This window comes from Shewanella morhuae (assembly GCF_003028295.1).
GTDB classification, from domain to species: domain Bacteria; phylum Pseudomonadota; class Gammaproteobacteria; order Enterobacterales; family Shewanellaceae; genus Shewanella; species Shewanella morhuae.
Genome location: NZ_PYSG01000003.1, coordinates 160,806 through 178,781, shown reverse-complemented (window position 1 = coordinate 178,781; position 17,976 = coordinate 160,806). Strand labels below are relative to the sequence as shown.

The following is a 17,976-nucleotide window of genomic DNA, read 5'->3' as shown; positions in this document are numbered from 1 at the left end:
TGGGATATAGATTTTTCACACCTTATCGTTGAGTTTGATTCAACTGACTCGGAGCTATACATGGCAACTGTAAACCAGTTGGTACGTAAGCCACGCGCGCCAAAAGTCGACAAGACTAACGTGCCTGCGTTGAATGCGTGCCCGCAAAAACGTGGTGTTTGTACACGTGTGTACACAACTACCCCTAAAAAACCTAACTCTGCACTACGTAAAGTAGCTCGTGTGCGTCTAACTAACGGTTTCGAAGTTACTTCGTACATCGGCGGTGAAGGCCACAACCTGCAGGAACATAGCGTGATCTTAATCCGTGGTGGTCGTGTTAAAGACTTACCAGGTGTGCGTTATCACACTATTCGTGGCGCATTAGACTGTGCAGGTGTGACTTCACGCCGCCAAAGCCGTTCTAAATACGGTGCTAAGCGTCCTAAGTCTTAACTTATCCGTTAAGTAAGGCCAAGCTAGTTTTATTTTGAGAATTCCAGTTTTGGAAGTCCCTGAAGCATACGGAGAATTGTTATGCCAAGACGTCGCGTTGTAGGACAACGTAAAATCCTACCAGATCCAAAGTTTCACAGTGAGTTGTTGGCTAAGTTCATCAACGTCATTATGCAGGACGGCAAAAAGTCGACTGCAGAAAAAATTATCTACAAGGCATTAGATGTTGTTGCTGAAAAGAAAAGCGAAGCACATCTGACAATCCTTGAAGCAGCCCTGGACAACGTTCGCCCATCAGTCGAAGTTAAATCTCGTCGCGTTGGTGGTTCTACGTACCAGGTACCATGTGAAGTTCGTCCTGTGCGTCGTAATGCACTGGCGATGCGCTGGTTGGTTGAAGCTGCTCGTAAGCGTGGTGAAAAATCTATGGCTTTACGTCTGGCAGGTGAAATGCTGGATGCGTCTGAAAACAAAGGTACTGCTGTTAAGAAGCGTGAAGACGTGCATCGCATGGCTGAAGCTAACAAGGCCTTTGCTCATTACCGTTGGTAATATGATGGTGTGGGCTTAGGCCCACACCATAGTTGTTGATATTGCCAAGACTTCGGTCTTGGTGGAGAGGGTATAATCGTGGCTCGTACAACCCCAATTGAGCGTTATCGTAATATCGGTATTTGTGCTCATGTTGATGCAGGTAAAACTACCACAACAGAACGTGTTCTGTTCTATACCGGTTTATCTCATAAAATCGGTGAGGTGCATGACGGCGCTGCTACCACAGACTGGATGGTTCAAGAGCAAGAGCGTGGTATTACTATCACCTCAGCTGCAGTAACTACTTTCTGGCGTGGTATGGATGCTCAATTCACTGAACACCGTATCAATATCATCGATACCCCTGGTCACGTTGACTTTACTATTGAAGTTGAACGATCTCTGCGTGTTCTTGATGGTGCCGTTGTCGTTTTCTGTGGTTCTTCTGGTGTTGAACCTCAGTCCGAAACAGTATGGCGTCAAGCTGATAAATATCGCGTTCCACGCATAGTATTTGTCAATAAAATGGACCGTGCAGGTGCAGACTTTGAACGTGTAGTGAAGCAAATCGGAACTCGCCTAGGAGCCACTTGTGTACCTATTCAATTGAATATTGGTGCAGAAGAGCACTTCAAGGGGGTTATTGACTTAATTAAGATGAAAGCGATTAACTGGGACGAAGCGGACCAGGGAATGACTTTCACTTATGAGGCAATCCCAGCAGACTTAGCGGCTAAAGCGGCTGAAATGCATGAGTATCTGGTTGAAGTAGCAGCCGAATCTTCGGATGAACTGATGAATAAGTACCTTGAAGAAGGCACGTTGTCAGAAGACGAGATTAAAAAGGCACTACGTCAGCGGACTATAAATAATGAAATCGTTTTAGCGACCTGTGGTTCTGCATTTAAGAACAAAGGCGTTCAAGCGGTACTTGATGCGGTGATTGAATTTTTGCCAGCGCCAGTCGATGTGCCTCCAATTAAGGGTATCGATGAAAATGAGCAAGAAGTAGAGCGCCCATCAGATGACAATGCACCTTTTGCTGCATTGGCATTTAAGATAGCTACGGACCCATTCGTAGGAACTTTAACCTTTATTCGTGTGTATTCAGGCGTACTCGAATCAGGTTCAGGCGTTTACAACTCTGTGAAACAGAAACGTGAGCGAGTAGGTCGCATGGTGCAAATGCATGCTAACGATCGAACTGAGCTGAAAGAAGTCCGTGCTGGTGATATCGCCGCGGCTATTGGTTTAAAAGAAGTGACTACGGGTGATACACTTTGTGATAACGATCATAGAGTGATCTTGGAACGCATGGAGTTCCCAGAGCCAGTAATTACCATTGCCGTTGAACCTAAGTCAAAAGCCGACCAAGATAAAATGGGTATTGCGTTGCAAAAACTTGCAGCTGAAGATCCATCATTCCGAGTTGAAACTGACGAAGAGTCATCACAGATTCTGATTTCGGGTATGGGTGAGTTACACTTAGACATTATCGTTGACCGTATGCGTCGCGAATTTGGTGTTGAATGTAACGTTGGTAAGCCACAAGTGGCCTACCGTGAAACTATCCGAGCTACAGTCGAAGCTGAAGGTAAATTTATACGCCAATCAGGTGGTCGTGGACAATTCGGCCATGTTTGGTTAAAACTAGAGCCTAATGAAGAAGGCGCTGGTTACGAATTTGTCAATGCTGTTGTGGGTGGAGCGATTCCTCGTGAATTCATTCCCGCGGTTGATAAAGGTATCCAAGAACAGATGAAGAATGGCGTTCTCGCTGGCTTCCCTGTGTTGGACGTGAAGGTCACTCTGTTCGACGGTTCATATCATGATGTGGACTCGAATGAGATGGCGTTCAAAATTGCAGGTTCTATGGGCTTCAAAAAGGGTGCGCTTGAAGCAAATCCTGCGTTGCTCGAGCCTTGCATGAAAGTAGAAGTAACTACCCCTGAAAATTATATGGGTGATGTCGTCGGTGATTTAAACCGTCGTCGTGGCTTAATTGAAGGGATGGATGATGGCTTTGGTGGCATTAAAATAGTCCATGCTGTAGTTCCTCTCGCTGAAATGTTTGGTTATGCAACTGATTTGCGATCTGCGACTCAGGGGCGCGCTTCATACTCTATGGAGTTTTTGAAGTACTCTGATGCACCGCAAAACATTGCGAAAGCGATTATTGAATCTCGTAGCTAATTCAGTTACGACATAAATGTTATTATGGTCCAGCACTGACTGGACTATTCTGAAAGAAAGGAATATATCGTGGCAAAAGCTAAATTTGAACGTATTAAGCCTCACGTAAACGTGGGCACCATTGGTCACGTTGACCATGGTAAAACCACTCTAACTGCAGCTATTTCAGCAGTTCTGGCTAAGACTTATGGTGGCGAAGTGAAAAACTTTGCTCAAATCGATAACGCTCCAGAAGAGCGTGAGCGCGGTATTACTATTAATACTTCTCACATCGAATATGACACACCAGCACGTCACTACGCACACGTAGACTGCCCAGGTCACGCCGACTATGTTAAAAACATGATCACTGGTGCTGCACAGATGGACGGCGCTATTTTGGTTGTGGCTTCAACAGACGGCCCAATGCCACAGACACGTGAGCACATCCTGCTTTCTCGTCAAGTTGGTGTACCATACATCATCGTGTTCATGAACAAGTGTGACATGGTTGATGACGAAGAATTACTGGAATTAGTAGAGATGGAAGTGCGTGAACTTCTGTCAGAATACGATTTCCCAGGTGATGATTTACCTGTTATTCAAGGTTCAGCTCTGAAGGCCCTAGAAGGTCAGCCAGAGTGGGAAGCAAAAATTCTTGAGCTGGCAGCAGCACTAGATTCTTACATTCCAGAACCACAACGTGATATCGATAAGCCGTTCCTACTGCCAATCGAAGACGTCTTCTCAATTTCTGGCCGTGGTACAGTAGTAACTGGTCGTGTTGAGCGTGGTATTGTTCGCGTTGGTGACGAAGTAGAAATCGTTGGTATCCGCGACACGACTAAGACCACCTGTACTGGTGTCGAAATGTTCCGTAAACTGCTTGACGAAGGTCGTGCAGGCGAGAACTGTGGTGTGTTATTACGTGGTACTAAGCGTGATGACGTAGAACGTGGTCAAGTGTTGGCTAAACCAGGTTCAATCAACCCACACACAACTTTTGAATCAGAAATCTATGTTCTGTCAAAAGAAGAAGGCGGACGTCACACTCCATTCTTCAAAGGTTACCGTCCACAGTTCTACTTCCGTACAACGGACGTGACAGGTACTATCGAATTGCCAGAAGGCGTAGAGATGGTAATGCCTGGTGACAACATCAAGATGAAAGTGACCTTGATTTGTCCAATCGCGATGGACGAAGGTTTACGCTTCGCAATTCGTGAAGGTGGCCGTACAGTTGGTGCTGGTGTAGTAGCGAAAATTTTTGCTTAATAGCAAAATTTAGCGACACACTAAAAAAGGAAGCTAAGGCTTCCTTTTTTTATTACAGGGCTGGCGTTATAAGTAAAAATGTGTAGAATGCGCCTCACTCTGAAGTTAAATAGTTATTTGATGACTATTTACACAGCGGGCTTGATATCCAGATTTACATAGGTATAATGGCCCCCTCGTCGACCTAGGTTGACGAATTAAATGATTAGTCACTTAAGTTAATCATTATCATAGCGGCTCCGATTGGGAGTCGAACGGTTAAATCATCTCGCTCTGCTTTTCCATTTGGAAGAAGCTAGAGGGTGATTTTTTATATGTCCATTTTAGGAGCTCTGGTCAATGCAGAACCAAAGAATCCGTATCCGCTTAAAGGGATTTGATCATCGTTTAATTGATCAGTCTACAGCGGAAATCGTTGAAACTGCTAAACGTACAGGCGCTCAAGTACGTGGTCCAATTCCACTACCTACGCGTAAAGAACGTTATACCATTTTGATCTCTCCGCACGTTAATAAAGATGCTCGTGACCAGTACGAATTACGTACACACAAGCGCCTGGTTGACATCGTAGAGCCAACTGAAAAGACTGTAGACGCGTTAATGCGTTTAGATCTTGCGGCTGGTGTCGACGTACAGATTAGCTTGGGTTAATTGAGATCCTAGTAAGAAGAGGTTTGAGAGATGGCTATCGGTCTTATTGGTCGTAAAGTTGGTATGACTCGCATCTTCACCGAAGATGGCGTTTCAATACCAGTTACTGTAATTGAAGTTGCAGGCAACCGTGTTACTCAAGTGAAAACTTTAGAAACTGACGGTTACCGTGCACTTCAAGTTACAACTGGCACCAAAAAAGCCAATCGCATCACTAAACCAGAAGCAGGACACTTTGCTAAGAGCGGCGTTGAAGCCGGTCGTGGTTTGTGGGAAATGCGTTTGGTAGACGGTGAAGGCGAGGGCATTGAAGTTGGTGCTGAGCTAAATGTTGATATTTTCGCTGATGTAGCGAAAGTAGACGTTACTGGTCAATCAAAAGGTAAAGGCTTCCAAGGCGGCGTTAAGCGTTGGAACTTCCGTACTCAAGATATGACTCACGGTAACTCTTTGTCGCACCGCTCGAATGGTTCTATCGGTCAGAACCAAACGCCAGGTCGCGTATTCAAAGGCAAAAAAATGTCAGGCCATATGGGTGCTGAGCGTGTTACAACTCAAAATCTAGTCGTTGTTCGTGTAGATGTTGAGCGTAACCTGCTACTAGTCCGTGGCGCTGTTCCTGGCGCTACCAATGGCGACTTGATTATCAAGCCGGCCGTTAAAGCTTAAGGTCTGAGGAGATAGTAATGGAATTGGTATTGAAAGACGCGCAAAGCGCTCTTGAAGTTTCCGAAACTACCTTCGGCCGTGACTTTAACGAGGCACTGGTTCATCAGGTAGTTGTAGCGTACGCTGCAAACGCGCGTCAGGGCACTCGTGCTCAAAAGACTCGTGCGGAAGTAACTGGCTCAGGCAAAAAGCCTTGGCGCCAAAAAGGAACTGGCCGTGCTCGTGCTGGTTCTGTTAAAGGCCCAATCTGGCGTGGCGGTGGCGTAACATTCGCTGCTAAAACCCAAGATCATAGCCAAAAAGTTAACAAAAAGATGTACCGCGGCGCGCTGAGAAGCATTCTGTCTGAATTGGTACGTCAAGAGCGTCTGGTTGTTGTTGAATCATTTGGTGTTGAAGCTCCTAAAACTAAAGAGCTGAAAGCTAAATTAAAGGCAATGAACTTAGAAGACGTTCTAATTGTGACTGCAGAAGTTGATGAGAACTTATTCTTAGCAGCTCGTAACCTGTACAAGGTTGACGTTCGTGACGTAGCGGGTCTAGACCCAGTTAGTCTGATTGCGTTTAACACTGTGCTTGTGACTGCTGACGCAGTGAAGCAAATCGAGGAGATGCTAGCATGATGATCCGCGAAGAACGTTTGCTAAAAGTCATTCTCGCTCCACACATCTCTGAAAAGAGCACTGTGAACGCTGAGAAGCACAACACTGTTGTTTTCCGCGTAGCTATCGATGCAACTAAAGCTGAAGTTAAAGCTGCTGTTGCTATGCTATTTGAAGTTGAAGTTGATTCAGTTCGCACTTTAGTCAGCAAAGGCAAAACTAAACGCACAGGTGGCCGTACTGGTCGTCGTAGCGATTGGAAAAAAGCCTATGTGACTCTAGCTGCTGGTGCTGACATCGATTTCGTCGGCGGCGCTGAGTAAGCAAAGGAGAATTATCATGGCAGTTATTAAGTGTAAGCCAACCTCTCCAGGTCGTCGCCACGTAGTTAAAGTGGTGAACACTGACCTGCATAAGGGTAAACCCTTTGCTGGCCTGTTGGCGAAAAAATCTAAAAGTGGTGGCCGTAACAATACTGGCCGTATCACTGTCCGTCACGTAGGTGGTGGTCATAAGCAGCATTATCGTCTAATCGACTTCAAACGCGATAAAGATGGTATCCCTGCAAAGATTGAGCGTCTGGAATATGATCCAAACCGTACAGCTAACATCGCGTTAGTATTGTATGCGGATGGTGAACGTCGTTATATTCTTGCTGCCAAAGGCATGCAAGCTGGCGATAAGATCCAGTCTGGTGTTGATGCAGAAATCAAAACCGGTAACGCAATGCCGCTGCGCAACGTCCCAGTAGGTTCTGTTGTACACGCAGTTGAAATGAAGCCTGGTAAAGGTGCTCAAATCGCTCGTTCAGCAGGTGCTTATGCACAAGTTGTTGCTCGTGATGGCGCATATGCCACTCTACGTCTTCGCTCTGGCGAAATGCGTAAAGTGCCAGTTGATTGCCGCGCGACATTTGGTGAAGTTGGTAATGCCGAACACATGCTACGCCAGTTAGGCAAAGCAGGTGCTAACCGCTGGAGAGGCATACGCCCAACAGTGCGTGGTGTTGCAATGAACCCAGTAGACCATCCACACGGTGGTGGTGAAGGCCGTACTTCTGGTGGTCGTCACCCAGTGACTCCATGGGGTGTGCCAACTAAGGGTTATAAGACTCGTAGTAACAAGCGCACTGACAAGTACATCGTACGTCGTCGTAATAAATAGTAAGAGGATTCGCCATGCCACGTTCTCTCAAGAAAGGTCCCTTCATTGACCTGCACTTGCTGAAGAAGGTAGAGAAAGCGATGGAAGCCGGTGACAAAAAGCCTATTAAGACTTGGTCACGTCGCTCTATGATCATTCCAAATATGATTGGTTTGACCATCGCTGTCCATAATGGTCGTCAGCACGTTCCTGTGTTCGTAACTGACGAAATGATTGGCCATAAACTTGGTGAATTTTCACCAACTCGCACTTATCGTGGCCATGCCGCTGATAAGAAAGCGAAGAAGCGTTAATACGGGAGGAATAAGATGGAAGTTTTAGCTAAACATCGTTTTGCCCGTACGTCTGCGCAGAAGGCCCGTCTGGTTGCTGATCAAATTCGTGGATTGCCTGTTGCTAAGGCCCTCGAAATTTTGACTTTCAGCCCCAAGAAAGCCGCCGTACTGGTTAAAAAAGTACTTGACTCAGCTATCGCAAACGCCGAACACAACGAAGGTGCGGATATTGATGAGCTTAAAGTTGGAGCCGTCTTCGTAGATGAAGGCCCAACAATGAAGCGTATCATGCCACGTGCCAAAGGCCGCGCTGATCGTATCATGAAGCGTACCAGCCACATTACTGTGGTTGTATCAGATCGCTAGGAGAGAGCAATGGGACAGAAAGTACATCCTAATGGTATCCGTCTGGGTATCACTAAGCCTTGGATCTCTACCTGGTACGCAGATAAATCAGATTACGCAAATAATCTGAACAGCGACTGGGAAGTGCGTAAGTTTCTTGTAGAGAAATTACAAGCTGCTTCAGTATCTAAGATTGTTATCGAGCGTCCAGCGAAAAGCATCCGCGTTACGATTCACACTGCCCGTCCAGGCGTTGTGATTGGTAAGAAAGGTGAAGACGTTGAAGTATTGCGTGCTGCAGTGTCAAAACTTGCTGGCACTCCTGCTCAAATTAACATCGCTGAGATCCGTAAACCTGAGCTAGATGCCAAGTTAGTTGCTGACTCTATTGCACAGCAATTAGAGCGTCGCGTAATGTTCCGTCGTGCTATGAAGCGCGCAGTTCAAAACGCAATGCGTATTGGTGCTCAAGGTATCAAAGTACAAGTTAGTGGCCGTTTAGGCGGAGCTGAGATTGCGCGTGATGAGTGGTATCGTGAAGGTCGCGTACCTTTACATACTTTGCGTGCTGATATCGACTATTCAACATCTGAAAGTCACACCCAATATGGTGTGATCGGCGTTAAAGTTTGGATCTTCAAAGGTGAAGTTCTGGACGGAATGCTGCCACAGATTGAAGAGCCGAAGCAGCAGCAACCTAAGCGCAAGCCTCGTGGTAAATAGGAGAGCCGGCAATGCTGCAACCTAAACGTATGAAGTTTCGCAAGATGTTCAAAGGCCGTAACCGCGGTCTAGCGAACGGTACCGAAGTTAGCTTTGGTACTTTTGGTCTGAAAGCAGTCGGCCGTGGCCGTTTAACTGCACGTCAGATCGAATCTGCACGTCGTGCCATGACACGTCATATTAAGCGTCAGGGACAAATTTGGATTCGAGTTTTCCCGGACAAGCCGATTACCTCTAAGCCTCTTGAAGTGCGTATGGGTAAAGGTAAAGGTAACGTTGAATACTGGGTATGTCAGGTTCAACCTGGTAAGGTACTGTATGAGATGAATGGTGTATCTGAAGTAATCGCTCGTGAAGCGTTTGCTTTAGCTGCTGCCAAGCTTCCAATCAAGACTACCTTCGTAACTAAGACGGTGATGTAATGAAAGCGAGCGAACTGAGAGAAAAGAGCGTTGAAGAACTGAACGCTGAACTACTTGGTCTGCTGCGTGAGCAGTTCAACCTGCGTATGCAACACGCCACTGGTCAGTTGACTCAGACTAATCAACTGAAATTAGTGCGCCGTAATATTGCGCGCGTTAAGACCATTATTACTTCTAAGGCGGGTGCGTAATGTCTGATAAAATCCGTACTTTGCAGGGTCGTGTAACGAGTAACAAAATGGACAAGTCCATTACTGTTGCTATCGAACGCCAAGTGAAACACCCAATTTATGGGAAATACATTAAGCGTACGACTAAGATCCATGCACATGACGAAACTAATCAGTGCAATGAAGGCGATTTAGTAGCGATTCGCGAATGTCGTCCTTTGTCTAAGACTAAGTCTTGGACCCTGGTTGAAGTAGTATCAAAGGCCTAAGTTAATTAGGTATTTAGGTAAACGGCTCCAGTTCATGGAGCCGTTTGTTTTTTAATACTATACATTCCAGTTTTATGGTGTTATATTTGCGCGCCATTTTTGACTAAATTAGTAGCAAAAATGAGTGTGTTTATTGTCCCATAGTGGGATTTGTGTAGTAACGATAGCGGAGCACTTAAAATGATCCAAATGCAATCGACTCTTGACGTTGCTTGTAACAGCGGCGCACGCAGAGTTCAGTGTATTAAGGTCTTGGGTGGCTCTCATCGTCGTTATGCCGGTATCGGCGACATCATCAAAGTTTCTGTTAAAGAAGCGATTCCTCGCGCTAAAGCGAAGAAAGGCGATGTGTATAACGCGGTGGTAGTCCGTACTAAGAAAGGCGTACGTCGTCCAGACGGTTCTGTCATTCGCTTCGATCGGAATGCAGCGGTATTGCTTAACGGCAACCTGCAGCCGATTGGTACTCGTATCTTTGGACCAGTGACACGTGAATTGCGCAATGAGCAATTTATGAAAATTGTCTCGCTGGCACCAGAAGTACTGTAAGGAGCTTCAAAATGGCAGCAAAAATACGTCGCGAAGACGAAATAATTGTATTAGCAGGTAAAGACAAGGGTAAACGCGCAAAAGTTTCTCAAGTCCTTCCTACTGGTAAATTAATTGTTGAAGGCATCAATCTTGTCAAAAAACACCAAAAGCCAAACCCACAACTGGGCGTAGCTGGCGGTATTGTTGAGAAAGAAGCACCGATACAAGCATCAAATGTAGCGATTTTCAACTCTGCCACTGGCAAAGCTGATCGCGTTGGTTTCCGCTTTGAAGATGGCAAAAAAGTGCGTTTCTTCAAATCGAATAGTGAACTCATTAAGTAATTGGAGTAAACGATGGCGAAACTGCATGATAAATACAAAGAGACTGTTATCGCTGAACTTGCTAAAAAGTTTGGTTATTCCAGTGTCATGCAAGTCCCTCGGATTGAGAAAATCACCCTGAATATGGGTGTTGGCGAAGCTGTTGCAGACAAAAAAGTTATGGACCATGCTGTCCGTGATATGACTGCAATTGCTGGTCAAAAGCCAGTAGTGACTGTTGCTCGTAAGTCAGTTGCTGGTTTTAAAATCCGTGAAGGCTACCCTATTGGCTGTAAAGTGACCCTACGCGGTGAGCGTATGTGGGAATTCTTAGAGCGTTTAGTCGATATCGCAATCCCACGTATTCGTGACTTCCGTGGCTTAAGCGCTAAAGCGTTTGACGGCCGTGGTAACTACGCAATGGGCGTGCGTGAGCAGATCATCTTCCCAGAAATCGATTACGATAAAATCGATAAGATTCGTGGTATGGATATTGTTATCACTACTACTGCGAAGAATGATGAAGAAGGTCGTGCTTTGTTAGACGCTTTTAACTTCCCATTCAAGAAATAAGGGTAGCGTAATGGCAAAAACATCAATGAAAGCACGTGAAGCTAAACGTGCACAGCTCGTAGCTAAGTACGCTGAAAAGCGTGCTGCTCTTAAGACTATCATTGCAAGTCCAGCTTCTTCTGACGAAGACCGTTGGGATGCAGTACTTAAGTTGCAAGCTCTACCACGTGATTCCAGCGCTGCGCGTCAACGCAATCGTTGTAATCAAACTGGTCGCCCTCATGGCTTCTTACGTAAATTCGGCTTAAGCCGTATCAAATTACGTGAAGCAACCATGCGTGGTGAAGTTCCTGGCCTGCGTAAGGCCAGCTGGTAAGCACTTGTCACGGAGTAAGCTAATATGAGCATGCAAGATCCTATTGCGGATATGTTAACCCGTATTCGTAACGGCCAAGCTGCTAACCACGTATCGGTGACGATGCCTTCTGCTAAGTTAAAAGTCGCAATTGCGAAACTACTTAAAGATGAAGGTTATATCGCTGATTACGCCGTAGCAGATCAAGCCAAGCCTGAACTGGAAGTTACTTTAAAGTATTTCCAAGGCCAACCAGTCGTTGAGACTATCCAGCGTGTAAGTCGCCCTGGTCTTCGTATTTACAAAGGTAAAAACGAACTTCCAAAGGTGATGGGCGGTCTGGGTGTCGCAATTGTGTCCACTTCTAAAGGCTTGATGACTGATCGTGCCGCCCGCCTTGCAGGCATGGGTGGCGAGGTTATCTGCTACGTAGCTTAAGGAGCTAGGAATGTCTCGTGTAGCAAAAGCACCAGTATCTATTCCAGCTGGCGTAGAGGTGACCTTGAACGAACAGACACTTACCGTCAAAGGCGGAAAAGGTAGTCTGACTCGAGTAATCAACAATGCGGTCAATGTTGTTATTGAAGCTGACGTAGTTAAGTTCCTCCCTGTTGAAGGCGTTGTAAACGCTTGGGCACAGGCTGGTACAACTCGTGCATTAGTAAACAATATGGTTGTTGGTGTATCTCAAGGTTTTGAGCGTAAATTAAAGTTAGTTGGCGTTGGTTACCGTGCGAAGATCGTCGGTACTGATATTGACCTTACTTTAGGTTTCTCTCATCCGTTAGTACACAAACTGCCCGCAGGCGTAACTGCAGAGTGTCCGAGCCAAACTGACATCGTCCTACGTGGCGTTGATAAACAGGTAATTGGCCAAGTCGCTGCTGAGATTCGCGGATATCGTCCACCAGAGCCATATAAAGGCAAAGGTGTTCGCTATGACGACGAAGTAGTACGCCGTAAAGAGGCTAAGAAGAAGTAGGTAACGCGATATGGATAAGAAAACATCTCGCTTACGTCGCGCTACTCGCGCTCGTAAGAAGATCCAAGAGCTGGGCGTGAATCGTCTGGTTGTACATCGTACACCGCGTCACATTTATGCTCAGGTGATTAATCCTGAAGCTCAGGTGTTGGCAGCTGCTTCAACCGTTGAAAAAGCGGTTAAAGAGCTACTGAAGAGTACCGGTAACGTAGACGCAGCGAAAGCAGTAGGTAAATTTGTTGCTGAGCGCGCGATCGAAAAAGGCGTGACTTCAGTTGCGTTCGATCGTTCTGGTTTCAAGTATCATGGTCGTGTAGCTGCTTTAGCAGATGCCGCTCGTGAAGCTGGCCTGAAGTTCTAAGGGGTTATAAAATGGCTAAATTAGAAGCTCAGCAAAAAGACGATCTGCAAGAGAAATTGATTGCAGTTAATCGTGTTTCTAAAGTAGTTAAAGGCGGTCGTATCTTTAGCTTCACAGCACTGACAGTAGTGGGTGACGGTAACGGTAAGATTGGCTACGGCTATGGTAAAGCACGTGAAGTTCCAGCAGCGATTCAAAAAGCTATGGAAAAAGCTCGTCGTAACATTGTGACCGTTGAGTTGAATGCAGGTACCCTGCATCACCCAGTTAAAGGTCGTCATACAGGTTCTCTTGTGTACATGCAACCTGCATCACAAGGTACTGGTATTATTGCCGGTGGCGCAATGCGTGCCGTATTGGAAGTAGCAGGCGTGCATAACGTTCTGTCAAAAGCATACGGTTCTACTAACCCGATCAACATCGTTCGCGCGACTGTAGATGCACTGGTGCACATGAAGTCACCTGCGCAAATCGCAGCAAAGCGTGGCCTGAATGTTGACGAAATTCGGGGGTAATGCACCATGGCAACTAAAACTGTAAAAGTTACTCAGACTAAAAGCGGAATCGGTCGTTTACCGAAGCACCGTGCAACCCTAACAGGTCTTGGTCTGCGTCGCATTGGTCACACTGTTGAGCTAGAAGATACTCCTTCAGTTCGCGGTATGATCAATAAGGTCTACTACATGGTTAAAGTGGAGGATTAATAGATGCGTTTAAATACTCTATCTCCAGCTGCAGGCTCTAAGCATGCGCCAAAGCGTGTAGGCCGTGGTATAGGCTCAGGTCTAGGTAAAACAGCGGGTCGTGGCCATAAAGGCCAAAAGTCTCGTTCTGGTGGCGGTGTACGCCCAGGATTTGAAGGTGGTCAAATGCCACTGAAGATCCGTTTACCTAAATTTGGTTTTACCTCGCGTCGCGCTATGGTAACAGCTGAAGTTCGTGTACTCGAACTAGCAAAAGTTAACGGTGATGTTATCGACTTAAACGCTCTGAAAGATGCGAACGTTATTACTCGCAACATCCAGTTTGCGAAAATTGTTCTTTCAGGTACCATTGAGCGCCCTGTGACTGTAAAAGGTCTGAAGGTAACCAAAGGTGCACGTGCAGCTATTGAAGCTGCCGGCGGTAAGATCGAGGAATAATACGTCGATGGCAAAACCAGGACTTGATTTAAAAAGCGCGAAAGGTGGATTTTCTGAATTGAAAGCTCGCCTCCTGTTCGTGATTGGTGCGATTATCGTCTTTAGGGCCGGTTCGTTTGTGCCAATTCCTGGTATTGACGCAGCTGTATTAGCAGAGCTGTTTGCTCAGCAGAAAGGGACCATTCTAGGCATGTTTAACATGTTCTCGGGTGGCGCCCTTTCGCGTGCCTCTATCTTTGCATTAGGAATCATGCCGTATATTTCGGCATCGATTATTATGCAACTGTTGACTGTGGTACATCCTGCACTCGCTGAATTGAAAAAAGAAGGCGAATCAGGACGTAAGAAGATCAGTCAATATACGAGATGGGGTACCTTAGTGCTGGGTACATTCCAGTCGATTGGTATTGCAACCGGGTTACCAAACTTAGTGCCAGGCCTTGTGGTCAACATTGGATTTGGGTTTTACTTTGTTGCAGTTGTGAGTTTGGTTACTGGAACTATGTTCCTTATGTGGCTAGGTGAACAAATTACCGAACGTGGTATAGGTAATGGTATCTCGATATTGATTTTCGCAGGTATTGTTGCTGGATTACCTTCCGCTATCGGCCAAACGGCTGAGCAGGCGCGTCAAGGTGACTTGAATGTGTTAGTATTGTTGTTGCTCGCGGTAATTGTGTTTGCAGTGACTTATTTTGTAGTATTTGTGGAACGTGGTCAGCGTCGAATCGTCGTTAACTATGCTAAGCGTCAGCAAGGCCGTAAGGTGTTCGCTGCGCAAAGTACCCATCTACCGCTTAAAATAAACATGGCAGGTGTTATTCCGCCAATTTTTGCGTCAAGCATCATTTTGTTTCCTGGAACACTGGCTCAGTGGTTCGGTCAAAATGAGTCTATGTCATGGTTAAGTGATTTCTCACTTGCTGTGTCACCTGGACAACCGCTTTACTCATTATTATATGCAACAGCGATTATCTTTTTCTGTTTCTTCTATACTGCGTTGGTGTTTAACCCACGCGAAACAGCAGATAATCTGAAGAAGAGTGGTGCATTCATCCCTGGGATCCGTCCTGGAGAACAGACTTCGCGTTACATTGATAAAGTTATGACCCGTTTGACATTAGCAGGCGCGTTATACATAACCTTTATCTGCTTAATTCCGGAGTTCATGTTAATTGCGTGGAAAGTACAGTTCTATTTTGGCGGTACTTCGCTACTAATTATGGTAGTCGTAATCATGGACTTCATGGCTCAGGTTCAGACGCATATGATGTCTCATCAATATGAGTCTGTGATGAAGAAAGCTAACCTAGTAAACAAAGCGAATTTAGATCGCTTTGGTCGCTAAGTAGCTTTACGGAGTGATGAAATGAAAGTTCGAGCTTCCGTGAAGAAGATCTGCCGTAATTGCAAGATCGTCAAGCGTAGTGGTGTTGTACGCGTTATATGTGTTGAACCAAAACACAAACAGCGTCAAGGCTAAAAAGTAATTTGTTCAGCCCATGAATTGGGCTGAACAAAATTTTGTTTGCAAATCTGTTGACTGTCGAGTATCCTTTCGGGCTTTTCGCAGTTGGCCTTTAACTTTAAGGAGTGCATAGTGGCCCGTATCGCTGGCATTAACATTCCTGATCAAAAGCATACAGTCATCGCATTGACTGCAATTTTCGGCATCGGCCGTACTCGCGCTAGAGCAATATGCGCGGCTACAGCAATCGCTGAAACTGCTAAGATCAAGGAATTGAGCGAAGCTCAAATAGATATACTACGCGAAGAAGTCGCCAAATACATTGTAGAAGGTGACTTGCGTCGTGAGATTTCAATGAACATCAAGCGTCTTATGGATCTTGGTTGTTATCGTGGTCTCCGCCATCGTCGTAGCCTGCCTCTCCGTGGGCAACGTACTAAGACCAATGCGCGTACGCGTAAAGGTCCACGTAAACCCATTAGAAAGTAACGGGAAGGTAAAGCAATGGCTAAAGTTCCGTCACGTTCTCCGCGTAAGCGCGTACGTAAACAGGTTGCAGATGGCATGGCTCATATCCATGCATCTTTCAACAACACTATTGTCACCATTACAGATCGTCAAGGTAATGCGTTGTCATGGGCTACTTCAGGTGGTTCAGGTTTCCGTGGTTCACGTAAATCTACTCCATTTGCTGCACAGGTGGCTGCTGAGCGTGCAGGTGCTGCTGCTCAAGACTACGGTTTAAAAAACCTTGAAGTGTTTGTGAAGGGTCCAGGTCCAGGTCGTGAGTCAGCCATTCGTGCGCTGAACGCTGTTGGTTATAAAATAACTAACATTACCGATGTGACGCCGATCCCTCATAATGGTTGTCGTCCTCCTAAAAAGCGTCGTGTATAACGCCGTTTCGTTAGGATAGTTGGAGAAAGATCATGGCAAGATACTTGGGTCCCAAGCTCAAGCTCAGCCGCCGAGAAGGTACAGACCTTTTCTTAAAAAGCGGTGTGAGAGCAATCGATTCAAAGTGTAAACTGGAAACTGCACCTGGACAACATGGCGCTCGTAAGCCACGTTTATCAGAGTACGGCACTCAGTTGCGCGAAAAACAAAAAGTTCGTCGTATTTATGGCGTGTTAGAAAAACAATTCCGTAACTACTACAAAGATGCTGCACGTACTAAAGGCAACACAGGTCAAAACCTGCTTCAGCTTTTAGAAATCCGTCTCGATAACGTCGTTTATCGTATGGGCTTCGGTGCAACTCGTGCAGAATCACGTCAGCTAGTAAGCCATAAATCAATTATGGTTAACGGTCGTGTTGTTAACATTCCATCATTCAAAGTGTCTGCGAATGATGTTGTAAGCATCCGCGAGAAGTCACGCACTCAAGCTCGTATCAAAGCGGCTTTAGAAGTGGCAGCTCAACGCGAGAAGCCTACATGGGTTGAAGTAGACAATACGAAAATGGAAGGTGCTTTCAAGCGCGTTCCAGAACGTAGCGATTTGTCTGCGGATATTAACGAACAGCTGATCGTCGAGCTTTACTCTAAGTAAAGCTAACAAACAAGAGAGGACACAATGCAGGGTTCTGTTACAGAATTTCTTAAACCGCGTCTCGTTGATATCGAGCAGGTTAACTCAACACGTGCCAAGGTTACATTGGAACCACTTGAGCGTGGTTTCGGCCACACTTTAGGTAACGCGTTGCGTCGCATCCTATTGTCGTCTATGCCCGGCTGCGCGGTTACCGAAGTCGAGATTGACGGTGTACTGCACGAATACAGCAGTAAGGAAGGCGTTCAAGAAGATATCCTTGAAATACTGTTAAACCTGAAAGGGTTAGCAGTGACTATCGAGGGTAAAGACGAGGCTATGCTTACGTTGAGCAAGTCCGGCGCAGGCCCTGTCATCGCAGCAGATATCACGCATGATGGTGATGTCACTATCGTGAATTCTGATCATATTATCTGTCATCTGACAGGTAACAATGATATCAGCATGCGTATTCGCGTTGAGCGTGGTCGTGGTTATGTACCTGCATCTGCTCGTGCACAGACCGAAGACGATGATCGCCCAATCGGCCGTTTGCTGGTTGATGCTTCTTTCTCGCCAGTTGCACGAATTGCCTACAATGTAGAAGCAGCACGTGTAGAACAGCGTACTGACTTAGATAAACTCGTTATCGATATGACCACAAACGGTACTATTGATCCTGAGGAAGCTATCCGTCGTTCTGCAACTATTCTGGCTGAACAGCTAGATGCATTTGTTGAGCTACGTGACGTGTCTGAGCCAGAGTTGAAAGAAGAGAAACCGGAGTTCGATCCGATTCTGCTGCGTCCTGTCGACGATTTAGAGCTAACTGTACGTTCGGCTAACTGCTTGAAAGCCGAAGCGATTCATTACATCGGAGATCTGGTACAGCGTACTGAAGTTGAGTTGCTGAAGACCCCTAACTTAGGTAAGAAATCTCTTACTGAAATTAAGGATGTTTTAGCTTCTCGCGGACTGTCGTTAGGTATGCGTCTGGAAAACTGGCCTCCAGCTAGTTTAGCAGATGACCTATAAGTCTCAGGTTTGTACAGATTTAGGTTATAAG

Annotated in this window: 31 protein-coding genes; all 31 read left to right on the top strand. The window is 46.0% G+C overall.

Annotation, left to right across the window (positions count from 1 at the left end; genetic code table 11):
• Positions 1-60: 60 nt before the first annotated feature.
• The 31 genes from rpsL to C9I43_RS15300 all read left to right on the top strand — a co-directional run bounded on the left by rpsL (position 61) and on the right by C9I43_RS15300 (position 17,945).
• Positions 61-435 (top strand): 30S ribosomal protein S12, encoded by a 375-nt coding sequence (gene rpsL, locus C9I43_RS15450; RefSeq protein WP_006083605.1) that lies wholly within the window; start codon positions 61-63, stop codon positions 433-435.
• Positions 436-516: 81 nt separating this feature from the next.
• The gene (gene rpsG, locus C9I43_RS15445; protein ID WP_076502219.1) at positions 517-987 is read left to right on the top strand and encodes a 30S ribosomal protein S7; all 471 of its coding nucleotides are present in this window, start codon (positions 517-519) and stop codon (positions 985-987) included.
• 78 nt (positions 988-1,065) lie between these two features.
• Complete coding sequence (fusA, locus tag C9I43_RS15440; protein ID WP_107884342.1) at positions 1,066-3,162, top strand: elongation factor G; 2,097 nt, start codon at positions 1,066-1,068, stop codon at positions 3,160-3,162.
• Between the two features lie 69 nt (positions 3,163-3,231).
• Positions 3,232-4,416 carry an elongation factor Tu gene (gene tuf, locus C9I43_RS15435; RefSeq protein WP_107884340.1) on the top strand — a complete coding sequence of 395 codons (1,185 nt, stop codon included), beginning with the start codon at positions 3,232-3,234 and terminating at the stop codon, positions 4,414-4,416.
• Positions 4,417-4,755: 339 nt separating this feature from the next.
• Positions 4,756-5,067, top strand: a complete 312-nt coding sequence (rpsJ, locus tag C9I43_RS15430; RefSeq protein WP_006083601.1) for a 30S ribosomal protein S10 — start codon at positions 4,756-4,758, stop codon at positions 5,065-5,067.
• A gap of 30 nt (positions 5,068-5,097) precedes the next feature.
• On the top strand, positions 5,098-5,736 hold the full coding sequence (gene rplC / locus C9I43_RS15425; RefSeq protein ID WP_006083600.1) for a 50S ribosomal protein L3: 639 nt from the start codon (positions 5,098-5,100) through the stop codon (positions 5,734-5,736).
• 17 nt (positions 5,737-5,753) lie between these two features.
• On the top strand, positions 5,754-6,359 hold the full coding sequence (gene rplD / locus C9I43_RS15420; RefSeq protein WP_076502265.1) for a 50S ribosomal protein L4: 606 nt from the start codon (positions 5,754-5,756) through the stop codon (positions 6,357-6,359).
• Positions 6,359-6,661, top strand: a complete 303-nt coding sequence (gene rplW / locus C9I43_RS15415) for a 50S ribosomal protein L23 (protein ID WP_076502267.1) — start codon at positions 6,359-6,361, stop codon at positions 6,659-6,661. Before rplD ends, rplW begins: the two co-directional genes overlap by 1 nt.
• Positions 6,662-6,677: 16 nt before the next feature.
• Positions 6,678-7,502, top strand: a complete 825-nt coding sequence (rplB, locus tag C9I43_RS15410; protein ID WP_076502263.1) for a 50S ribosomal protein L2 — start codon at positions 6,678-6,680, stop codon at positions 7,500-7,502.
• Positions 7,503-7,516: 14 nt separating this feature from the next.
• On the top strand, positions 7,517-7,795 hold the full coding sequence (rpsS, locus tag C9I43_RS15405; protein WP_006083596.1) for a 30S ribosomal protein S19: 279 nt from the start codon (positions 7,517-7,519) through the stop codon (positions 7,793-7,795).
• Positions 7,796-7,810: 15 nt separating this feature from the next.
• The gene (gene rplV / locus C9I43_RS15400; protein ID WP_006083595.1) at positions 7,811-8,143 is read left to right on the top strand and encodes a 50S ribosomal protein L22; all 333 of its coding nucleotides are present in this window, start codon (positions 7,811-7,813) and stop codon (positions 8,141-8,143) included.
• A gap of 9 nt (positions 8,144-8,152) precedes the next feature.
• Positions 8,153-8,845, top strand: coding sequence for a 30S ribosomal protein S3 (gene rpsC / locus C9I43_RS15395; RefSeq protein ID WP_011787574.1), 693 nt, complete (start codon positions 8,153-8,155; stop codon positions 8,843-8,845).
• Between the two features lie 11 nt (positions 8,846-8,856).
• Positions 8,857-9,267, top strand: a complete 411-nt coding sequence (gene rplP, locus C9I43_RS15390) for a 50S ribosomal protein L16 (protein ID WP_076502261.1) — start codon at positions 8,857-8,859, stop codon at positions 9,265-9,267.
• Positions 9,267-9,458: a 50S ribosomal protein L29 gene (rpmC, locus tag C9I43_RS15385; protein WP_006083592.1), complete on the top strand. Its 192-nt coding sequence runs from the start codon at positions 9,267-9,269 to the stop codon at positions 9,456-9,458. The genes rplP and rpmC overlap by 1 nt, the downstream gene beginning before the upstream one ends.
• Entirely contained in the window at positions 9,458-9,706 is a 249-nt protein-coding gene (rpsQ, locus tag C9I43_RS15380) for a 30S ribosomal protein S17 (protein ID WP_006083591.1), read from the top strand. The genes rpmC and rpsQ overlap by 1 nt, the downstream gene beginning before the upstream one ends.
• Positions 9,707-9,886: 180 nt before the next feature.
• Positions 9,887-10,255, top strand: coding sequence for a 50S ribosomal protein L14 (rplN, locus tag C9I43_RS15375; RefSeq protein WP_076502259.1), 369 nt, complete (start codon positions 9,887-9,889; stop codon positions 10,253-10,255).
• Positions 10,256-10,266: 11 nt separating this feature from the next.
• Positions 10,267-10,581, top strand: coding sequence for a 50S ribosomal protein L24 (rplX, locus tag C9I43_RS15370; RefSeq protein ID WP_076502257.1), 315 nt, complete (start codon positions 10,267-10,269; stop codon positions 10,579-10,581).
• Between the two features lie 12 nt (positions 10,582-10,593).
• Entirely contained in the window at positions 10,594-11,133 is a 540-nt protein-coding gene (gene rplE / locus C9I43_RS15365) for a 50S ribosomal protein L5 (RefSeq protein ID WP_076502255.1), read from the top strand.
• Between the two features lie 10 nt (positions 11,134-11,143).
• The gene (gene rpsN, locus C9I43_RS15360; RefSeq protein WP_006083587.1) at positions 11,144-11,449 is read left to right on the top strand and encodes a 30S ribosomal protein S14; all 306 of its coding nucleotides are present in this window, start codon (positions 11,144-11,146) and stop codon (positions 11,447-11,449) included.
• Positions 11,450-11,473: 24 nt separating this feature from the next.
• On the top strand, positions 11,474-11,866 hold the full coding sequence (gene rpsH, locus C9I43_RS15355) for a 30S ribosomal protein S8 (protein WP_076502251.1): 393 nt from the start codon (positions 11,474-11,476) through the stop codon (positions 11,864-11,866).
• A gap of 10 nt (positions 11,867-11,876) precedes the next feature.
• Positions 11,877-12,410, top strand: coding sequence for a 50S ribosomal protein L6 (gene rplF / locus C9I43_RS15350; RefSeq protein WP_107884338.1), 534 nt, complete (start codon positions 11,877-11,879; stop codon positions 12,408-12,410).
• A gap of 10 nt (positions 12,411-12,420) precedes the next feature.
• Complete coding sequence (rplR, locus tag C9I43_RS15345) at positions 12,421-12,771, top strand: 50S ribosomal protein L18 (RefSeq protein ID WP_006083584.1); 351 nt, start codon at positions 12,421-12,423, stop codon at positions 12,769-12,771.
• 11 nt (positions 12,772-12,782) lie between these two features.
• Positions 12,783-13,286, top strand: a complete 504-nt coding sequence (gene rpsE, locus C9I43_RS15340) for a 30S ribosomal protein S5 (RefSeq protein ID WP_076502247.1) — start codon at positions 12,783-12,785, stop codon at positions 13,284-13,286.
• Positions 13,287-13,292: 6 nt separating this feature from the next.
• Positions 13,293-13,475, top strand: coding sequence for a 50S ribosomal protein L30 (rpmD, locus tag C9I43_RS15335; RefSeq protein WP_006083582.1), 183 nt, complete (start codon positions 13,293-13,295; stop codon positions 13,473-13,475).
• A 3-nt stretch (positions 13,476-13,478) separates the two neighbouring features.
• Positions 13,479-13,913 carry a 50S ribosomal protein L15 gene (rplO, locus tag C9I43_RS15330; protein ID WP_076502245.1) on the top strand — a complete coding sequence of 145 codons (435 nt, stop codon included), beginning with the start codon at positions 13,479-13,481 and terminating at the stop codon, positions 13,911-13,913.
• 7 nt (positions 13,914-13,920) lie between these two features.
• Positions 13,921-15,261 carry a preprotein translocase subunit SecY gene (secY, locus tag C9I43_RS15325; protein WP_076502243.1) on the top strand — a complete coding sequence of 447 codons (1,341 nt, stop codon included), beginning with the start codon at positions 13,921-13,923 and terminating at the stop codon, positions 15,259-15,261.
• 21 nt (positions 15,262-15,282) lie between these two features.
• A complete protein-coding gene (rpmJ, locus tag C9I43_RS15320) occupies positions 15,283-15,396 on the top strand; it encodes a 50S ribosomal protein L36 (protein ID WP_006083579.1) in 114 nt (37 codons plus the stop codon).
• Between the two features lie 117 nt (positions 15,397-15,513).
• The gene (gene rpsM / locus C9I43_RS15315) at positions 15,514-15,870 is read left to right on the top strand and encodes a 30S ribosomal protein S13 (protein WP_006083578.1); all 357 of its coding nucleotides are present in this window, start codon (positions 15,514-15,516) and stop codon (positions 15,868-15,870) included.
• Between the two features lie 15 nt (positions 15,871-15,885).
• Positions 15,886-16,278 carry a 30S ribosomal protein S11 gene (rpsK, locus tag C9I43_RS15310; protein ID WP_006083577.1) on the top strand — a complete coding sequence of 131 codons (393 nt, stop codon included), beginning with the start codon at positions 15,886-15,888 and terminating at the stop codon, positions 16,276-16,278.
• Positions 16,279-16,310: 32 nt separating this feature from the next.
• Complete coding sequence (rpsD, locus tag C9I43_RS15305) at positions 16,311-16,931, top strand: 30S ribosomal protein S4 (protein WP_076502242.1); 621 nt, start codon at positions 16,311-16,313, stop codon at positions 16,929-16,931.
• 24 nt (positions 16,932-16,955) lie between these two features.
• Complete coding sequence (locus C9I43_RS15300) at positions 16,956-17,945, top strand: DNA-directed RNA polymerase subunit alpha (protein WP_107884336.1); 990 nt, start codon at positions 16,956-16,958, stop codon at positions 17,943-17,945.
• The last annotated feature ends 31 nt before the right edge of the window (positions 17,946-17,976 follow it).